The sequence below is a fragment of the Enterobacter cloacae complex sp. SHL020 genome, from assembly GCF_049236945.1.
Classification (GTDB): Bacteria; Pseudomonadota; Gammaproteobacteria; order Enterobacterales; family Enterobacteriaceae; genus Enterobacter; species Enterobacter dykesii.
On the sequence record NZ_JBMKJF010000003.1, the window covers coordinates 60,470 to 77,556 of the forward strand.

Consider the following 17,087-nt stretch of genomic DNA (forward strand, 5'->3'; position numbering starts at 1 on the left):
TACGTTTAGATAATTGCCATACGGAAAAGCATCTGCTATTTATAGCGACCTGATTTTTCCCCCAACACGGGGATCGATAGTGCGTGTTAAGGAGAAGCAACATGCAAGAAGGGCAAAACCGTAAAACATCGTCCCTGAGTATTCTCGCCATCGCTGGGGTGGAGCCGTATCAAGAGAAGCCGGGCGAAGAGTATATGAACGAAGCCCAGCTGTCGCACTTCAAGCGTATTCTTGAAGCATGGCGTAATCAACTCAGGGATGAAGTCGATCGCACCGTTACTCATATGCAGGATGAAGCTGCCAACTTCCCGGATCCGGTAGACCGTGCCGCTCAGGAAGAAGAGTTCAGCCTCGAACTGCGTAACCGTGACCGCGAACGCAAACTGATCAAAAAGATCGAGAAAACGCTGAAAAAAGTCGAAGACGAAGATTTTGGCTACTGCGAATCCTGCGGTGTTGAAATTGGCATTCGTCGCCTGGAAGCGCGTCCAACCGCCGATCTGTGCATCGACTGTAAAACGCTGGCCGAAATCCGCGAAAAACAGATGGCCGGTTAATACCAGCGCTGTTTACACACTCTAAAGGCGGGAGTCTCTCCCGCCTTGTTACTGTTGATATGTCTGAATCACACTATATTGGGCGCTTCGCGCCATCTCCTTCCGGTGAATTACACTTCGGCTCATTAATTGCCGCGCTCGGCAGCTACCTGCAGGCTCGCGCCCGTCAGGGCAAATGGCTTGTCCGCATTGAAGATATTGATCCCCCGCGTGAAGTTCCCGGTGCTGCAAACACTATTCTGCGTCAGCTGGAACATTACGGTCTTCACTGGGATGACGAGGTTCTCTGGCAGTCAAAACGTCACGATGCCTATCGGGAACGTCTGGCCTGGCTTCGCGATCGGGGGCTTTCCTATAACTGCACCTGCACCCGCGCGCGTATCCAGAGCGTGGGAGGGGTTTATGATGGCCACTGTCGTACGCTCAACCTTCCCCCGGAAAATGCCGCCGTACGTATAAAGCAGCGCTCCCCGGTGACGCGCTTTAACGATCTCCTCTCCGGTGAGATTCATGCCGATGAACGTCTGGCACGTGAGGATTTTATTATTCACCGTCGTGACGGCCTTTTCGCCTATAACCTGGCCGTGGTCGTCGACGATCGTTTTCAGGGCGTGACGGAAATTGTGCGCGGGGCGGATCTGGTCGAACCGACCGTGCGACAAATATCGCTATATCACCAGTTTGGCTGGACGGCGCCGGACTACATTCATCTGCCGCTGGCAGTCAATGCGCAGGGCTTTAAATTGTCAAAGCAGAACCACGCCCCGGCCCTGCCAGACGGCGATCCGCGTCCTGTTTTGATCGACGCGCTGCGATTTCTCAACCAGAATGTAACCAACGAATGGCAGGATCTGCGTATTGACGAACTGCTGAAAATGGCCGTTGCCAACTGGACGCTCTCGGCAGTGCCAAAAATCCAGCATTCTCAAATGCGTTGCGCTGAGCTATGATTAGCCGCTTTTTTCATAACAAAACACACTACGAGGTGTACCATTTTTACCCGAGTCGCTAATTTTTGCCGTAAAGTGCTAAGCCGCGAAGAGAGCATGGCGAACGATGCTATTGCAGAGCCACACATGTCGGTTATTCCGCGTGAGCAGCACACTATTTCCCGCAAAGATATCAGTGAAAATGCCCTCAAGGTGCTCTATCGTCTGAATAAAGCGGGCTACGAGGCCTACCTCGTGGGCGGTGGAGTGCGTGATTTACTGCTGGGCAAAAAACCAAAAGATTTCGACGTGACGACCAGCGCCACGCCTGAGCAGGTGCGCAAACTATTCCGCAACTGCCGTCTCGTTGGCCGCCGTTTCCGTCTGGCTCACGTGATGTTTGGGCCGGAAATTATCGAAGTGGCGACCTTCCGCGGCCACCACGAAGCAGGCGCATCCGATCGCACCACGTCACAGCGCGGCCAGAACGGCATGCTGCTGCGCGACAATATCTTCGGCTCCATCGAAGAAGATGCCCAGCGTCGCGACTTCACCATCAACAGCCTTTATTACAGCGTGGCGGATTTCACCGTGCGCGATTATGTCGGCGGCATGCAGGACCTGAAAGAAGGTCTGATCCGTCTGATCGGCACGCCGGAAACGCGCTATCGCGAAGATCCCGTCCGTATGCTGCGCGCCGTGCGTTTCGCAGCCAAGCTCAATATGCGCATCAGCCCGGAAACGGCAGAGCCGATTCCGCGCCTGGCGACGTTGATTAACGACGTGCCGCCTGCCCGCCTGTTCGAAGAGGCGCTGAAGCTGCTGCAGGCCGGCCACGGCTTTGAAACCTACAATCTGCTGCGCGAATACAATCTGTTCCAGCCCCTGTTCCCGACCATTACCCGCTACTTCACCGAAAGCGGTGACAGCCCAATGGAGCGAATGATTGCGCAGGTGCTGAAGAATACCGATACCCGTATTCGCAACGACATGCGCGTGAATCCGGCGTTCCTGTTTGCGGCAATGTTCTGGTATCCGCTGCTGGAAACGGCACAGAGAATTACCCAGGAGAGCGGGCTTGCCTACTATGACGCCTTCGCGCTGGCCGCAAACGACGTGCTGGACGAAGGGTGCCGTACGCTCGCTATTCCAAAACGCATTACCACGCTGGTGCGCGATATCTGGCAGCTTCAGCTGCGCATGTCCCGTCGTCAGGGCAAACGCGCCTGGAAGCTGATGGAGCATCCAAAATTCCGCGCCGCCTTCGATCTGCTGTCGCTGCGTGCTGAAATTGAACGCAACCAGGAGCTGCAGCGCCTGGCGCAGTGGTGGGCCGAATTCCAGGTTTCCGCCCCGCCGGAGCAAAAAGATATGCTCACCGGTCTGGATGAAGAGCCGGAACCGCGTCGCCGCCATCGTCGCCCGCGCAAACGCGCGCCGCGTCGTGAAGGGACAGCATGACCCTCGCGTATATCGCCATCGGCAGCAATTTAGCCTCTCCGCTGGAGCAGGTGAACGCTGCCCTACAGGCGCTTGGGGAGATCCCGCAAAGCAGGATTGTGGCGGTCTCCTCTTTCTACCGCACGCCACCGCTGGGCCCGCAGGATCAGCCTGATTATCTCAATGCCGCCGCGGTGCTGGAAACTGCCCTTGATGCCGAAACGCTGCTGGATAACACCCAGCGCATCGAACTGCAGCAGGGCCGCGTACGCAAAGAAGAACGCTGGGGACCGCGCACGCTGGACCTCGACATTATGCTGTTTGGTCACGAGACCATTAACACTGAACGTCTCACCGTTCCGCATTACGACATGAAAAATCGCGGGTTTATGCTCTGGCCGCTGTTTGAAGTCGCCCCCGATCTCATCTTCCCGGATGGCATCCCACTCAGGACCATTCTGGACAACCTCAACGCGGAAAGACCCGCCCGCTGGTGATCCGGTTCCCCTGCCGATTAACCTCAAAATAATTGTGGCTAATCGGTTACCTAAAATCATTGTTCCCCCGAATGTTACTGTTAGAATGCGCAAAGATTCGCTTTTGGGCTATCAGGAAACAGTATGAAACCAACCACCATCTCCTTACTGCAGAAATGCAAACAGGAAAAAAAACGCTTCGCCACCATCACCGCGTATGACTACAGCTTCGCAAAACTCTTTGCCGAAGAGGGTATCAACGTCATGCTGGTCGGAGATTCGTTAGGGATGACGGTACAAGGACATGATTCCACCCTGCCGGTCACGGTTGAGGATATCGCTTACCATACGCGTGCGGTGCGCCGCGGGGCTCCAGCCTGCCTGCTGCTTTCCGATCTGCCGTTTATGGCCTATGCCACGCCGGAGCAGGCATTCGAAAACGCGGCAGCGGTTATGCGTGCTGGCGCTAACATGGTCAAAATTGAAGGCGGCGCCTGGCTGGTGGATACGGTGAAGATGCTCACCGAGCGCGCCGTGCCGGTGTGCGGCCATTTGGGCTTGACGCCGCAGTCCGTCAACATCTTTGGTGGATATAAAGTGCAGGGCCGCGGTGACGCCGCCCAGACGCTGTTTGATGATGCCCTGGCGCTGGAGGCCGCAGGCGCCCAGCTGCTGGTGCTGGAGTGCGTGCCGGTTGAGCTGGCGAAGCGTATTACTGAAGCCCTGTCGATTCCGGTGATTGGTATTGGCGCGGGCAACGTGACCGACGGTCAGATCCTGGTGATGCACGACGCCTTTGGCATCACCGGCGGGCATATTCCGAAGTTTGCCAAAAATTTCCTCACCGAAGCGGGCGACATGCGCGCTGCGGTCAGGCAGTATATTGCCGACGTTGAATCCGGTGTTTACCCGGGTGAAGAACACAGTTTCCATTAAGGAGTCTCGTTGTGCTAATCATTGAAACCTTGCCGCTGCTGCGCCAGCATATCCGTCGCGCGCGTCAGGAAGGTAAACGTATCGCACTGGTCCCGACCATGGGCAACCTGCATGACGGCCATATGAAGCTGGTTGACGAAGCAAGAGCCCGTGCAGATATCGTGGTGGTCAGTATCTTCGTTAACCCAATGCAGTTTGACCGCGCCGACGATCTGGCACGCTATCCGCGCACCCTGCAGGAAGATTGCGAGAAGCTCAAAAAACGCCATGCGGATATTGTCTTCTCTCCGGCACCGGCGGATGTCTATCCTCAGGGTACCGAGGAGGCCACTTACGTTGACGTACCGGGCATTTCTACCATGCTGGAAGGCGCAAGCCGCCCGGGTCATTTCCGCGGCGTATCGACCATCGTCAGCAAGCTGTTCAACCTGGTGCAGCCGGACGTAGCCTGCTTCGGTGAGAAAGATTTCCAGCAGCTGGCGCTGATCCGCAAGATGGTTGCGGATATGGGCTACGATATCGAGATTGTCGGCGTACCGATTGTACGCGCCAAAGACGGTCTGGCGCTCAGCTCGCGAAATGGCTACCTGACCGCGGACCAGCGTAAAATCGCGCCGGGATTAAGCAAGGTCATGAACACCATGGCAGAACAGCTGCTGGCAAAAGAGTTAACTGCCGAAGAGATTATTGCTCTGGCTGAGCAGGCGCTGAACGATAAAGGCTTCCGCGCTGATGATATTCAAATTCGCGATGCCGACACGCTTCTGGAGCTAACACAGACCAGCAAACGTGCGGTCATTCTGGTGGCGGCATGGCTTGGTCAGGCCCGCCTAATCGACAACAAAGTGGTTGAACTGGCGTAGGTTTCTCTACCCGGAAGATGAAAGGTAAACGTAATGATTCGCAAAATGCTGCAAGGTAAGCTTCACCGTGTGAAAGTCACCCAGGCCGACCTGCACTATGAAGGCTCCTGCGCCATCGACCAGGATTTCCTTGATGCTGCGGGCATCCTTGAAAACGAAGCGATTGATATCTGGAACGTTAACAACGGCAAACGTTTCTCAACCTACGCCATCGCCGCCGAGCGCGGGTCTAAAATCATCTCCGTTAACGGCGCGGCAGCGCACTGCGCGGACGTGGGCGATATTGTGATTATCGCCAGCTTCGTGATGATGTCTGATGAAGAGGCTCGCCGCTGGCAGCCGAAAGTTGCCTACTTTGAAGGCGACAACGACATGAAACGTACCGCGAAGGCGATTCCGGTTCAGGTTGCTTAAGCACTATCCCTGCGGCTGATTGCTGATCAGCCGCGACATGGTCTCCAGCGAATCCGTTCTTAAGATGTACAGGCGTTTCAGCAAGAACGGATTATCCCCCGGCTTCACCTTCCCTTTCACCGTCGTCACCGCCAGATGAAAACCGGCGTCATTCGCCGCCTTTATCGCTTTATTGTCGTAGCCGCCAAACGGATAGGAAAGATAGAGCACGCGTGGATTAAACTGCGCCAGCGCGCGACGCGAGCGTTCAAAATCAAACAAAATCACGTGATAGCTGCGGCTCAGTAAAATCGGGTGTTTATACCCATCCACGCGGTGCAGGAAGTGGGTGTGAGACTGAATATCGAACACATCCTGAATCCCCTTAATCTCCTGCACGCTCATAAACTGCAGCGATTTAGGATCCCACTTCTGCGGATGGCCTTTTATGCGGGAAGAGATAATAAACGCGGTAGCCTTGAAGCCGTACTCTTTCAGCACAGGATAGGCATAGCGGCTGACCGATTTCAGGCCGTCGTCAAAGGTAATCACCACCGATTTTGCTGGCAGGTTCATTTTGTTACGCACGTACCCTTCAAGCTGGTACATCGTCAGGGTGGTATAGCCCTGATCGCGTAGCCAGGCCATCTGGTTGTTGAACGCACGTACGCTGGTCGTTGTGGACGTATGTCGAAAGCGCGTGTTTTCTTCATCACGCAAAATATGATGGTAGGTCAGAATTGGAAGTCCATTATCTTCCTGCGCGTCCAGGCTGCTGATCCACGCCAGACGATTGCCGATGCGGATCTGGAACCAGGTCTGATTCAGCCGGTCTTTCAGTTTGTTCAGTATTGGATAGCGCAGATTGGCGCTTAATGTGCCGAACGGCGCGCTGCCGCTCGACGGCGCGTTATACACCGGCGTGTCTTTCCAGGTAATGAGGTTCTGATTGCTCAGGGGCTTATTGAGATCCCCGAGGCTGTCCTCGACGCGCTGTTTCCCCTGAACCGGCTCCAGGTGTCCCTTGTCGATAAACCCCGTGCCAAAACCGAAGCGAAATTCGTAGTAGTCCGCCGCCGCGGGCACAACGGCCAGGATTTGCCCGGCGCGCACGTTACCGACGTTGATCACGCTGTTCCCCACCTGCGCCCAGATCGCCGCGTCTTCGGTGGTTTGCATGTACTGGGCAGGCAGCGTTTGCTGGCTGAGTAAACTGGCTGAGCTGACGCCGGAAATGAGCATCAATAGCAAGAAAAGAGTGCGCGGTAGCATGGTGTCTTAATCGGTGCGGAAAACTGCCGCTATTGTAACAAATGAGACATCAATACCCACGTTTAATTCTTATACAAATCGTGGAGCAGGACGAAAGGAGGATTTTTTTGCTGCTGATGCCACAAGCTGCTGACGCCCGGAACGCCCTGCGCCACGATGGCCTGGCGAAACTCAGCGCTGCTTAAGGATCCACGCTGCGGATACATTAACGCCAGCAGGGAGAGGTTAATACCCGAGATCACTTCACAGCACGCGTGCTTATGGCTCAGCAACGCGGCTGCGCGGTAAGGCGCCGCGCCCGATTTATCGGTAAGAAAAATCACGCCATCACCGGTGTCCGTTTCATGCAGGGCATCGCACATCATGCGGCTAAGCATGTTGGTGCTCAACCCGCGCCAGTAGTTTACCGCCCGGCATTGCACCAGCGGGCCAAATCTGGCTTCAAGCTTATCCAGCATGTCCTGCGCCTGTTCATCGTGGCAGGTGATAACCCATCCCAGCATAACTCCCTCCTTAGCAGGCAAGTAGTTTAGCGAAGTGAAGGTTAGCGTACGGTGATAACTGTCAAAGAAAGTGCCCGGCAAACAGAGCGTCGCCGGGCAAAAGATTAGCTGCGCAGCCCGCGTCCACGCTGAATCAGCGACCAGCAGAGCAGGTAGAAGGCGATGATAAACACCACCAGCACCGCCACCGTGGTAAACAGCGGCACATCGGTGATGCCGAGGAAACCAAAGCGGAAGCCGCTGATCATGTAGACAATCGGGTTCAGGTGCGACAGCGCCTGCCAGAACGGTGGCAGCAGCGTCAGGGAGTAGAACACCCCGCCGAGATAGGTCAGCGGCGTCAGCACGAAGGTCGGGATCAGGCTGATATCGTCAAACGTTTTGGCGAACACGGCGTTCAGCAGACCGGCCAGCGAGAACAGGATCGCCGTCAGGAGCAGCGTCAGCGCGACAAACAGCCACGAGTGGACCTGGAACGGCACGAAGAACAGCGAAATCGCCGTGACCAGGATCCCCACGCACAGCCCGCGTGCCACTCCGCCGCCGACGTAGCCCGCGATGATGACGTGCGTCGGCACAGGCGCGACCAGAAGCTCTTCAATATTGCGCTGGAACTTGGCGCTGAAGAACGACGACGCTACGTTGGCGTAAGCGTTAGTGATCACCGCCATCATGATCAGGCCGGGCACAATAAACTGCATATAGGTAAAGCCGTGCATCTCACCAATCCTGGAGCCAATCAGGTTACCGAAGATGATGAAATAGAGCGTCATCGTGATGACCGGCGGCACCAGGGTTTGCACCCAGATACGCATAAAGCGGTTGATCTCTTTCGCCCAGATACTTTTCAGCGCGACCCAGTAAAGATGCGTCATGCCTTGTCTCCTTGTTTGTCATGTACCAGAGAGACAAACAGCTCTTCCAGTCGGTTCGCTTTGTTACGCATGCTTAAAACCTGAATCCCCTGCGCGCTCAGCTGTGAGAACACGCTGTTAATCCCCTGCTCGCGCAGCACTTCCACTTCCAGCGTCGAGGTATCCACCAGACGATAGTTGTAACCTTCAAGTTTTGGCAGCGCGCTTTTCGCCGCCAGATCGAGAATGAAGGTTTCTGATTTCAGCTTGGAGAGCAGATTCTTCATCGAGGTGTTTTCCACCAGCTCGCCGTGCTGAATGATGCCGATGTTGCGGCACAGCATTTCAGCCTCTTCCAGGTAGTGGGTGGTCAGAATAATGGTGGTGCCTTTATCGTTGAGATCTTTCAGGAAGCCCCACATGGAGCGACGAAGTTCGATATCGACACCCGCAGTCGGCTCATCGAGGATCAGCAGTTTTGGCTCATGCATCAGCGCACGGGCGATCATCAGGCGGCGCTTCATCCCGCCGGACAACATGCGCGCGCGTTCGTTACGCTTTTCCCACAGATCGAGCTGCTTAAGATATTTTTCGCTACGCTCGAGGGCCTCTTTACGCTCAACGCCATAATAGCCCGCCTGGTTAACTACAATTTGCTGCACCGTCTCGAACGGGTTGAAGTTGAACTCCTGCGGTACCAGCCCCAGCTGGCGCTTGGCGTTCACCACATCTTTTTGCAGGTCGTACCCAAAGACGCTCACCCGGCCGGACGTTTTATTGACCAGCGAGCTGATAATCCCAATGGTGGTCGATTTCCCCGCCCCGTTCGGCCCCAGAAGCGCGTAAAAATCACCGGCCTCTACTTTAAGATCTATTCCGCGCAGCGCCTGAACGCCGCCCGGATAGGTTTTTTTAAGCTGCTCAAGCTCCAGTGCAATTGCCATGAAATTCACTTACCTTCAGTTCTGACACACGTTGTGTGGTTTCATTAAAAGTCGGGTTACCCTATAGTAGCGCAACGCAATTACTCGGTTACAGGTCGCTAACCTCCATGAACAACATAGATACACTCATCAGCAACAATGCACTATGGTCAAAAATGCTGGTGGAGGAAGACCCCGGATTTTTTGGAAAACTCGCGCAGGCTCAGAACCCACGCTTTCTCTGGATTGGATGTTCCGACAGCCGCGTACCGGCGGAGCGCCTGACCGGCCTTGAACCCGGCGAACTGTTTGTTCACCGTAATGTCGCCAATCTCGTGATTCACACCGATCTCAACTGTCTTTCTGTTGTTCAGTATGCCGTGGACGTTCTGCAAGTCGAGCACATCATCATTTGCGGCCATTATGGCTGCGGCGGCGTGCAGGCGGCGGTGGAAAACACGGAACTGGGGCTCATTGATAACTGGCTACTGCACATCCGCGATATCTGGTTCAAACATAGCTCACTGCTGGGCGAAATGCCGCAGGAGCGTCGTATGGATACCCTTTGCGAACTCAACGTGATGGAGCAGGTGTATAACCTGGGCCACTCAACGATCATGCAATCAGCGTGGAAACGCGGGCAGAAGGTCTCTATCCACGGCTGGGCGTATGGTATTCACGATGGCCTGCTGCGCAATCTGGAAGTGACCGCCACCAACCGCGAAACGCTGGAGCAGCGTTACCGTTCGGGGATTGCCAACCTTCAGCTTAAGCATGTAAACCATAAATAAAGCCGGGGATGTTCTCCCTCTCCCTGTGGGAGAGGGCCGGGATGAGGCATTAGCCCGCCATTACTCGTCCAGCAGTACCACTTTCCCAACATACGGCAGATGACGATAGCGCTGCGCGTAGTCAATGCCGTAACCGACGACGAATTCGTCAGGAATCGAGAAGCCCACGAACTCTACCGGCACCTGCACTTCACGACGGTCAGGTTTGTCCAGCAGCGTACAAATCGCCAGAGATTTTGGCTCGCGCAGGCTCAGGATCTCGCGCACTTTTGACAGCGTGTTGCCGGAGTCGATGATGTCCTCAACGATCAACACATCTTTGCCACGAATATCTTCATCCAGATCTTTCAGGATTTTCACATCACGGGTGGTGGACATGCCGCTGCCGTAGCTGGAGGCGGTCATAAAATCGACCTCATGGGGCACATGCACTTCACGGCACAGGTCTGCCATGAACATGAAAGAGCCGCGCAACAGACCGACCAGCACCATTTCGCTGCCGCTGTCCTTGTAATGTTCGGTGATTTGACGACCCAGTTCGGCGATACGCGCTTTGATCTCGGCTTCCGGGATCATCACTTCAACAGTATGTTTCATATTACTAACCAAATGATTTTAATGAAAATCTCTCAATACGGATGAGTTAATATCCAGCACTGATACGCAAGCCACTCATTATATCAGCAAATGGATAAGCCTGGCGTATGAGTTATAAAAAGCAAATATTGTGATTCCGATCACACTTGTTAATACCTATAATTAGTTGCTAGCAAATTATTAACAAAAACTGATGAGTACACTTTCTATGGCTGAAACAAACTCTAAACAGCCGCGTCTACTGGTGACATTAACAGCCGCATTCGCAGCCTTCTGCGCGCTGTATCTGTTAATCGGTGGCGTCTGGCTGGTCGCGTTAGGCGGCTCCTGGTACTACCCGATTGCGGGTCTGGTTATGGTTGCCGTAACCGTCCTGCTGTTGCGTAGAAAACAATCTGCACTGTGGCTGTATGCCGCACTCCTTCTTGCCACCATGATCTGGGGCGTCTGGGAAGTCGGGTTTGACTTCTGGGCGCTGACGCCGCGCAGCGACATCCTGGTCTTCTTCGGCATCTGGCTGATCCTGCCGTTCGTCTGGCGTCGCCTGATTGTGCCGTCCAGCGGTGCGGTGGCGGGCCTGGTTGTTGCCCTGCTGATTACCGGTGGTATTCTGACCTGGGCCGGTTTTAATGACCCACAGGAGATCAACGGTACGCTGAACGCAGAATCCACGCCTGCGGCAGCTATCTCCCAGGTCGCTGACGGCGACTGGCCTGCATATGGTCGTAACCAGGAAGGTCAACGTTACTCCCCGCTGAAGCAGATCAACGCGGACAACGTTAAAAACCTGAAGGAAGCCTGGGTATTCCGTACCGGTGACCTGAAGATGCCGAACGATCCGGGCGAGCTGACCAACGAAGTGACGCCGATTAAAGTCGGCAATATGCTCTACCTGTGTACGGCGCACCAGCGTCTGTTCGCGCTCGACGCGGCCACCGGTAAAGAGAAATGGCACTTCGATCCGCAGCTGAACTCTAACCCGTCCTTCCAGCATGTCACCTGCCGTGGCGTCTCTTACCACGAAGCGCGCGCCGATAATGCGAGCCCGGAAGTCATTGCCGACTGTCCTCGCCGCATCATGCTGCCGGTGAACGATGGCCGTCTGTTCGCCATCAACGCCGAAACGGGCAAGCTGTGTGAAACCTTTGCCAACAAAGGTATCCTGAACCTGCAGACCAACATGCCGGACACCACGCCGGGTCTGTATGAGCCAACCTCACCGCCAATCATCACCGATAAAACCATCGTGATTGCCGGTTCGGTAACGGATAACTTCTCCACGCGTGAAACCTCCGGCGTTATCCGTGGTTTCGACGTGAACACCGGTAAACTGCTGTGGGCCTTCGACCCGGGCGCGAAAGATCCAAACGCGATCCCGTCGGACGAGCACACCTTTACCTTTAACTCGCCAAACTCCTGGGCACCGGCGGCGTATGACGCGAAGCTGGACCTGGTCTATCTGCCAATGGGTGTGACCACGCCAGATATCTGGGGCGGTAACCGCACGCCGGAGCAGGAGCGTTATGCGAGCGCTATCGTGGCGCTGAATGCGACCACCGGCAAGCTGGCGTGGAGCTACCAGACCGTTCACCACGATCTGTGGGATATGGACATGCCGTCACAGCCGACGCTGGCGGACATTACCGTAGATGGCAAAACCGTTCCGGTGATTTACGCTCCGGCCAAGACGGGCAACATCTTCGTGCTGGATCGCAGCAACGGCAAGCTGGTTGTGCCTGCACCGGAAAAACCGGTTCCGCAGGGCGCGGCGAAAGGCGATTACGTCAGCAAAACCCAGCCGTTCTCTGACCTGAGCTTCCGTCCGAAGAAAGACCTCAGCGGTGCAGACATGTGGGGTGCCACCATGTTTGACCAGCTGGTGTGCCGCGTGATGTTCCACCAGCTGCGCTATGAAGGCATCTTCACGCCGCCGTCTGAGCAGGGCACGCTGGTCTTCCCGGGTAACCTGGGGATGTTCGAATGGGGCGGGATCTCCGTTGACCCTAACCGTCAGGTGGCGATTGCCAACCCGATGGCGCTGCCGTTCGTTTCCCGCCTGATCCCGCGCGGTCCGGGCAACCCAATGGAGCAGCCGAAAGATGCGAAAGGCAGCGGTACCGAAGCCGGCATCCAGCCGCAGTACGGCGTACCGTTTGGCGTAACGCTGAACCCGTTCCTGTCTCCGTTTGGTCTGCCGTGTAAACAGCCTGCCTGGGGTTATATCTCCGGTCTGGATCTGAAGACTAACCAGATCGTATGGAAAAAACGTATTGGTACGCCACAGGACAGCATGCCGTTCCCGATGCCTGTTCCGGTGCCGTTCAATATGGGTATGCCGATGCTGGGTGGCCCAATTTCCACCGCCGGTAACGTGCTGTTCATCGCGGCAACCGCAGACAACTACCTGCGCGCGTACAACATGACCAACGGTGAAAAACTGTGGCAGGGCCGTCTGCCGGCTGGTGGACAGGCCACGCCGATGACCTATGAAGTGAATGGCAAGCAGTACGTTGTCATCTCTGCGGGTGGTCACGGTTCGTTTGGCACGAAGATGGGCGACTATATTGTCGCGTATGCGTTGCCTGACGAAGGCAAATAAAAGCAAAACGGCAACTTCGGTTGCCGTTTTTGTGTTTGTTCCCTCTCCCTGTGGGAGAGGGTCAGGGTGAGGGCATCAGGCCGCACCTGCGACCACCCGGCTTTTTTTATACGGTAAAGCCGAGCATCATCCCCGTATCCTCATGCTCCAGCAGGTGGCAGTGTGCCATATAGGCAAACTCCTTCGGCGCATCGTGGTCAAACTTCACCAGCACCTCGCTGACGCCGCCTTCCACTCTCACCGTATCTTTCCAGCCCGCGCGATGCGCATCCGGCGCTTTGCCGTTCTCTGTGAGAATACGGAACTGGGTGCCGTGGATATGGAACGGATGCAGCATCATGTCCCCTTCGCCTGAAATCACCCAGCGCTCAAGCTGACCTTTTGTCGCAGCAAACATCGGCGTGTTCATGTCGAACGCTTTGCCGTTGATCATGTTGGCGTTGTGGAAATCAAAGCCATGGTCGCCGTGATTCATGTTCCCCATGCCGCCCATTTTGCCGTGGTCCATATTCATGTGGCCCATCATCTGCCCGTGGTGCATCCCCGCCATCGCCTTATCGCCATATTTCGCCATCAGCGCCTGCATCCCCATCATATCGAGCATCGGGTTCATGGAGAGCTGCAGCTTGCGCTGCGTAAGCCCCTCCAGCGACGGGAGGGCTGGCAGAGTGGTTAACGTATCAGGCAGCGTGCCGGATGCGGTCACTAACAGCGGCTGAATACGAAGCACCGGATGCGGCTTATCAAACGGTGCGACCGCCATCCCCATCTGGCTCACCGGCATCGTCACGAGGTCAAACGGCTTGCCGTCGCTGATATCCACCAGCACCTCAAAGCGTTCGCCCATCAGCATCGGCAGCTCACTTACCTTCACCGGCTCCGGCAGCAGGCCGCCATCGCTGGCGACCACGTACAGCGGACGCTTATCGCTAGTGGCGAAATTGAGCGAGCGAGCGTTACAGCCGTTGAGCAGGCGCAGGCGCAGCCAGCCGTTCGGCGCGGCATGCTGAGGGTAAATGGCGCCGTTGGTCAGCAGCGTGTCGCCAAACCAGCCTACCGCCGCGCTCATCACGTCCAGCTGGTAGTCTATTTGCCCGTCAGCGTTGAATTTCTTGTCCTGCACAATCACCGGTACGTCGTCGATGCCCCACTGTTTCGGCAGGCGCAGCAGGCGGCTCTCGTCGTCTTCAATCAGCACCAGCCCCGCCAGCCCCATCGCCACCTGATGGCCCGTTTTGCCATGCTGATGCGGATGGAACCAGCAGGTCGCCGCGCGCTGCTCGGGCGTAAAGGTGACGCTGCGCGTACCGCCCGCTTTGATAATGCCCTGCGGCCCGCCGTCCACCTCGCCCGGCACTTCCAGCCCGTGCCAGTGCAGCGTCGTCTCTTCGGCGAGCGTGTTGTGGATATCCACCGTCACCGCTTTCCCTTTACGTAGCTGAAGCGCCGGACCGAGCAAATTACCGTTATAGCCCCACGTCGTGGCGTTGTGCGCACCGAATGTTGTTTTACCGGCCTGAACCACAAGCTGGATACGGCTGCGGGCGTCAGCGGTCAGTAAGTCAGGGATGGGTAAGGCAGGTCTGTCGGCCGCAAAAACCGCGCGGCTCCAGAGTGGTAATGCGCTGGCAGCCCCCAGCACAGCGGAATATTTTAAAAAATCACGACGTTGCATGTTCATTTCCTTATTTCCAGCAGGCGATCTTTTGAGCATAAACCCTCCCCTTACCGGAAGGTCAAGTCAAGCGGCAATAATAAAGATCGTCGCACTGGCATCAAGTATGCTAACGTTAATTTTCCGTGAAGAAGTGGTAGAAGCAATGAAGACGTTTTTCAGGACAATTTTGTTCGGAAGCCTGATGGCAATGTGTGCGAACAGCTATGCGCTAAGTGAAAATGAAGCGGAAGATATGGCCGATTTAACGGCGGTTTTTGTATTCCTGAAAAATGATTGTGGCTACCAGAATTTACCCAACGGGCAAATTCGCCGCGCGCTGGTCTTTTTTGCCCAGCAGAACCAGTGGGATCTCAGCAACTACGACAGCTTCGACATGAAGGCGCTCGGTGAAGACAGCTACCGTGACTTAAGCGGTATTGGTATTCCCACTGCCAAAAAATGCAAAGCGCTAGCTCGCGATTCGCTCAGCCTGCTCGCCTACGTGAAATAACCTTCCCGACGCCCCTGTTGAACCTCTGACCGTGCAACCACGGTTAGAGTTAGCTATCATGTTTCGCTCATTTTTTGTGAGCATAACGGATGTTAATACAGGAGGAGTTCGCTATGGCCGACCACACGTTGTGGCATGAAACACTGCATGACCAGTTTGGTCAGTACTTTGCCGTTGATAACGTGCTCTATCATGAGAAAACCGATCACCAGGATCTGATCATCTTCGAGAATGCCGCCTTTGGCCGCGTCATGGCGCTGGACGGTGTTGTGCAAACCACCGAGCGCGACGAGTTTATCTATCATGAGATGATGACCCACGTCCCGCTGCTGGCGCACGGTCACGCGAAGCATGTCCTGATTATCGGCGGTGGCGACGGTGCAATGCTGCGTGAAGTTTCCCGCCATCGTTCCATCGAAACCATCACCATGGTGGAAATCGATGCGGGCGTCGTCTCTTTCTGCCGCCAGTATCTGCCCAACCACAATGCCGGTAGCTATGACGATCCGCGCTTTAGCCTGGTGATTGACGACGGCGTTAACTTTGTTAACCAGACCTCGCAGACCTTTGACGTGATCATCTCCGACTGCACCGACCCAATCGGCCCCGGCGCGTCGCTGTTTACCTCCTCCTTCTACGAAGGCTGCAAGCGCTGCCTGAACCCGGGCGGGATCTTCGTCGCACAAAATGGCGTCTGCTTCCTGCAGCAGGATGAAGCGCTCGACAGCCATCGTAAGCTCAGCACCTATTTCGATGATGTCAGCTTCTATCAGGCGGCCATTCCGACGTACTACGGCGGGATCATGACCTTTGCCTGGGCAACGGATAACGACGTATTACGCCATCTCTCCACCGAAATTATTCAGGCCCGCTTCCATCAGGCCGGTCTTCAGTGCCGATACTACAATCCGGCTATCCATACCGCAGCGTTTGCTCTGCCGCAGTACCTGCAAGACGCATTATCCACTAAGGGGGTGAGCTAATTGAAAAAGCTTAAACTGCATGGCTTTAACAACCTGACGAAAAGCCTGAGTTTTTGTATTTACGATATCTGCTATGCCAAAACAGCGGAAGAACGCGATGGGTACATCGCCTATATCGACGAACTCTACAACGCCAACCGTCTGACCGAGATCCTGTCAGAAACCTGTTCCATTATCGGCGCAAACATCCTGAACATCGCCCGACAGGATTATGAACCTCAGGGCGCCAGCGTGACCATTCTGGTCAGCGAAGAGCCGGTCGACCCGAAGCTTATCGACAAAACTGAACATCCGGGCCCGCTGCCGGAAGTGGTCGTGGCCCACCTGGATAAAAGCCATATCTGCGTGCACACCTACCCGGAGAGTCACCCGGAAGGCGGGCTGTGCACGTTCCGTGCCGATATCGAAGTGTCGACCTGCGGCGTGATTTCCCCGCTGAACGCGCTGAACTATTTAATCCACCAGCTGGAATCGGACATCGTCACCATTGACTATCGCGTGCGCGGTTTTACCCGTGATATCAACGGCATGAAGCATTTCATCGACCACGAGATCAACTCCATCCAGAACTTTATGTCCGAAGACATGAAATCGCTGTACGACATGATGGACGTGAACGTGTATCAGGAAAACATCTTCCATACCAAGATGTTACTTAAGGAATTTGACCTTAAGCACTACATGTTCCACACGAAGCCGGAAGATTTGAGCGAAGAAGAGCGTAAGGCGATTACTGACCTGCTCTGGAAAGAGATGCGCGAGATTTACTACGGCCGCAATATTCCGGCCGTGTAAGAGCAAGC

Annotated in this window: 18 protein-coding genes; 12 read left to right on the forward strand and 6 right to left on the reverse strand. The window is 55.4% G+C overall.

Going from position 1 to position 17,087, the window contains the following annotated elements; translation table 11 throughout:
- Positions 1 to 101: 101 nt before the first annotated feature.
- From dksA to panD, 7 genes are all read left to right on the forward strand, one after another.
- Positions 102 to 557, forward strand: coding sequence for an RNA polymerase-binding protein DksA (gene dksA, locus ACOTZB_RS09195; protein ID WP_001155232.1), 456 nt, complete (start codon positions 102 to 104; stop codon positions 555 to 557).
- A gap of 59 nt (positions 558 to 616) precedes the next feature.
- Positions 617 to 1,507 (forward strand): tRNA glutamyl-Q(34) synthetase GluQRS, encoded by an 891-nt coding sequence (gene gluQRS / locus ACOTZB_RS09200; protein WP_421626964.1) that lies wholly within the window; start codon positions 617 to 619, stop codon positions 1,505 to 1,507.
- Between the two features lie 42 nt (positions 1,508 to 1,549).
- Positions 1,550 to 2,947 (forward strand): polynucleotide adenylyltransferase PcnB, encoded by a 1,398-nt coding sequence (gene pcnB / locus ACOTZB_RS09205; RefSeq protein WP_421627198.1) that lies wholly within the window; start codon positions 1,550 to 1,552, stop codon positions 2,945 to 2,947.
- Positions 2,944 to 3,423, forward strand: a complete 480-nt coding sequence (gene folK, locus ACOTZB_RS09210) for a 2-amino-4-hydroxy-6-hydroxymethyldihydropteridine diphosphokinase (protein WP_421626965.1) — start codon at positions 2,944 to 2,946, stop codon at positions 3,421 to 3,423. Before pcnB ends, folK begins: the two co-directional genes overlap by 4 nt.
- A gap of 123 nt (positions 3,424 to 3,546) precedes the next feature.
- On the forward strand, positions 3,547 to 4,338 hold the full coding sequence (panB, locus tag ACOTZB_RS09215) for a 3-methyl-2-oxobutanoate hydroxymethyltransferase (RefSeq protein WP_014882600.1): 792 nt from the start codon (positions 3,547 to 3,549) through the stop codon (positions 4,336 to 4,338).
- An 11-nt stretch (positions 4,339 to 4,349) separates the two neighbouring features.
- Complete coding sequence (gene panC / locus ACOTZB_RS09220) at positions 4,350 to 5,201, forward strand: pantoate--beta-alanine ligase (protein WP_111964013.1); 852 nt, start codon at positions 4,350 to 4,352, stop codon at positions 5,199 to 5,201.
- A 33-nt stretch (positions 5,202 to 5,234) separates the two neighbouring features.
- Positions 5,235 to 5,615, forward strand: a complete 381-nt coding sequence (gene panD, locus ACOTZB_RS09225) for an aspartate 1-decarboxylase (protein ID WP_006810068.1) — start codon at positions 5,235 to 5,237, stop codon at positions 5,613 to 5,615.
- A 3-nt stretch (positions 5,616 to 5,618) separates the two neighbouring features.
- Here panD and ACOTZB_RS09230 read toward each other — a convergent pair whose 3' ends face one another.
- From ACOTZB_RS09230 to ACOTZB_RS09245, 4 genes are all read right to left on the reverse strand, one after another.
- Positions 5,619 to 6,866, reverse strand: a complete 1,248-nt coding sequence (locus ACOTZB_RS09230; RefSeq protein WP_047651503.1) for a polysaccharide deacetylase family protein — start codon at positions 6,864 to 6,866, stop codon at positions 5,619 to 5,621.
- A gap of 62 nt (positions 6,867 to 6,928) precedes the next feature.
- Complete coding sequence (locus ACOTZB_RS09235; protein WP_421626966.1) at positions 6,929 to 7,369, reverse strand: PTS sugar transporter subunit IIA; 441 nt, start codon at positions 7,367 to 7,369, stop codon at positions 6,929 to 6,931.
- Between the two features lie 104 nt (positions 7,370 to 7,473).
- Positions 7,474 to 8,244, reverse strand: a complete 771-nt coding sequence (locus ACOTZB_RS09240; protein WP_023310428.1) for an ABC transporter permease — start codon at positions 8,242 to 8,244, stop codon at positions 7,474 to 7,476.
- The gene (locus ACOTZB_RS09245) at positions 8,241 to 9,167 is read right to left on the reverse strand and encodes an ABC transporter ATP-binding protein (protein ID WP_003856300.1); all 927 of its coding nucleotides are present in this window, start codon (positions 9,165 to 9,167) and stop codon (positions 8,241 to 8,243) included. The genes ACOTZB_RS09240 and ACOTZB_RS09245 overlap by 4 nt, the downstream gene beginning before the upstream one ends.
- A gap of 107 nt (positions 9,168 to 9,274) precedes the next feature.
- On the opposite strand from ACOTZB_RS09245, the gene can reads away from it, so the two are divergent.
- Positions 9,275 to 9,937: a carbonate dehydratase gene (can, locus tag ACOTZB_RS09250; protein WP_008501947.1), complete on the forward strand. Its 663-nt coding sequence runs from the start codon at positions 9,275 to 9,277 to the stop codon at positions 9,935 to 9,937.
- A gap of 60 nt (positions 9,938 to 9,997) precedes the next feature.
- Here the strand turns inward: can and hpt are convergent, their stop codons facing one another.
- Positions 9,998 to 10,534 carry a hypoxanthine phosphoribosyltransferase gene (gene hpt, locus ACOTZB_RS09255; protein ID WP_008501948.1) on the reverse strand — a complete coding sequence of 179 codons (537 nt, stop codon included), beginning with the start codon at positions 10,532 to 10,534 and terminating at the stop codon, positions 9,998 to 10,000.
- 208 nt (positions 10,535 to 10,742) lie between these two features.
- Between hpt and ACOTZB_RS09260 the strand changes: the two genes are divergently transcribed.
- The gene (locus ACOTZB_RS09260) at positions 10,743 to 13,133 is read left to right on the forward strand and encodes a glucose/quinate/shikimate family membrane-bound PQQ-dependent dehydrogenase (RefSeq protein ID WP_047060113.1); all 2,391 of its coding nucleotides are present in this window, start codon (positions 10,743 to 10,745) and stop codon (positions 13,131 to 13,133) included.
- A 106-nt stretch (positions 13,134 to 13,239) separates the two neighbouring features.
- Here the strand turns inward: ACOTZB_RS09260 and cueO are convergent, their stop codons facing one another.
- Positions 13,240 to 14,808 carry a multicopper oxidase CueO gene (cueO, locus tag ACOTZB_RS09265; RefSeq protein ID WP_421626967.1) on the reverse strand — a complete coding sequence of 523 codons (1,569 nt, stop codon included), beginning with the start codon at positions 14,806 to 14,808 and terminating at the stop codon, positions 13,240 to 13,242.
- Positions 14,809 to 14,953: 145 nt separating this feature from the next.
- On the opposite strand from cueO, the gene ACOTZB_RS09270 reads away from it, so the two are divergent.
- From ACOTZB_RS09270 to speD, 3 genes are all read left to right on the forward strand, one after another.
- Positions 14,954 to 15,301, forward strand: coding sequence for a YacC family pilotin-like protein (locus ACOTZB_RS09270; RefSeq protein ID WP_014882582.1), 348 nt, complete (start codon positions 14,954 to 14,956; stop codon positions 15,299 to 15,301).
- Positions 15,302 to 15,414: 113 nt separating this feature from the next.
- The gene (speE, locus tag ACOTZB_RS09275) at positions 15,415 to 16,284 is read left to right on the forward strand and encodes a polyamine aminopropyltransferase (protein ID WP_023310424.1); all 870 of its coding nucleotides are present in this window, start codon (positions 15,415 to 15,417) and stop codon (positions 16,282 to 16,284) included.
- Complete coding sequence (speD, locus tag ACOTZB_RS09280; RefSeq protein ID WP_032649781.1) at positions 16,285 to 17,079, forward strand: adenosylmethionine decarboxylase; 795 nt, start codon at positions 16,285 to 16,287, stop codon at positions 17,077 to 17,079.
- The last annotated feature ends 8 nt before the right edge of the window (positions 17,080 to 17,087 follow it).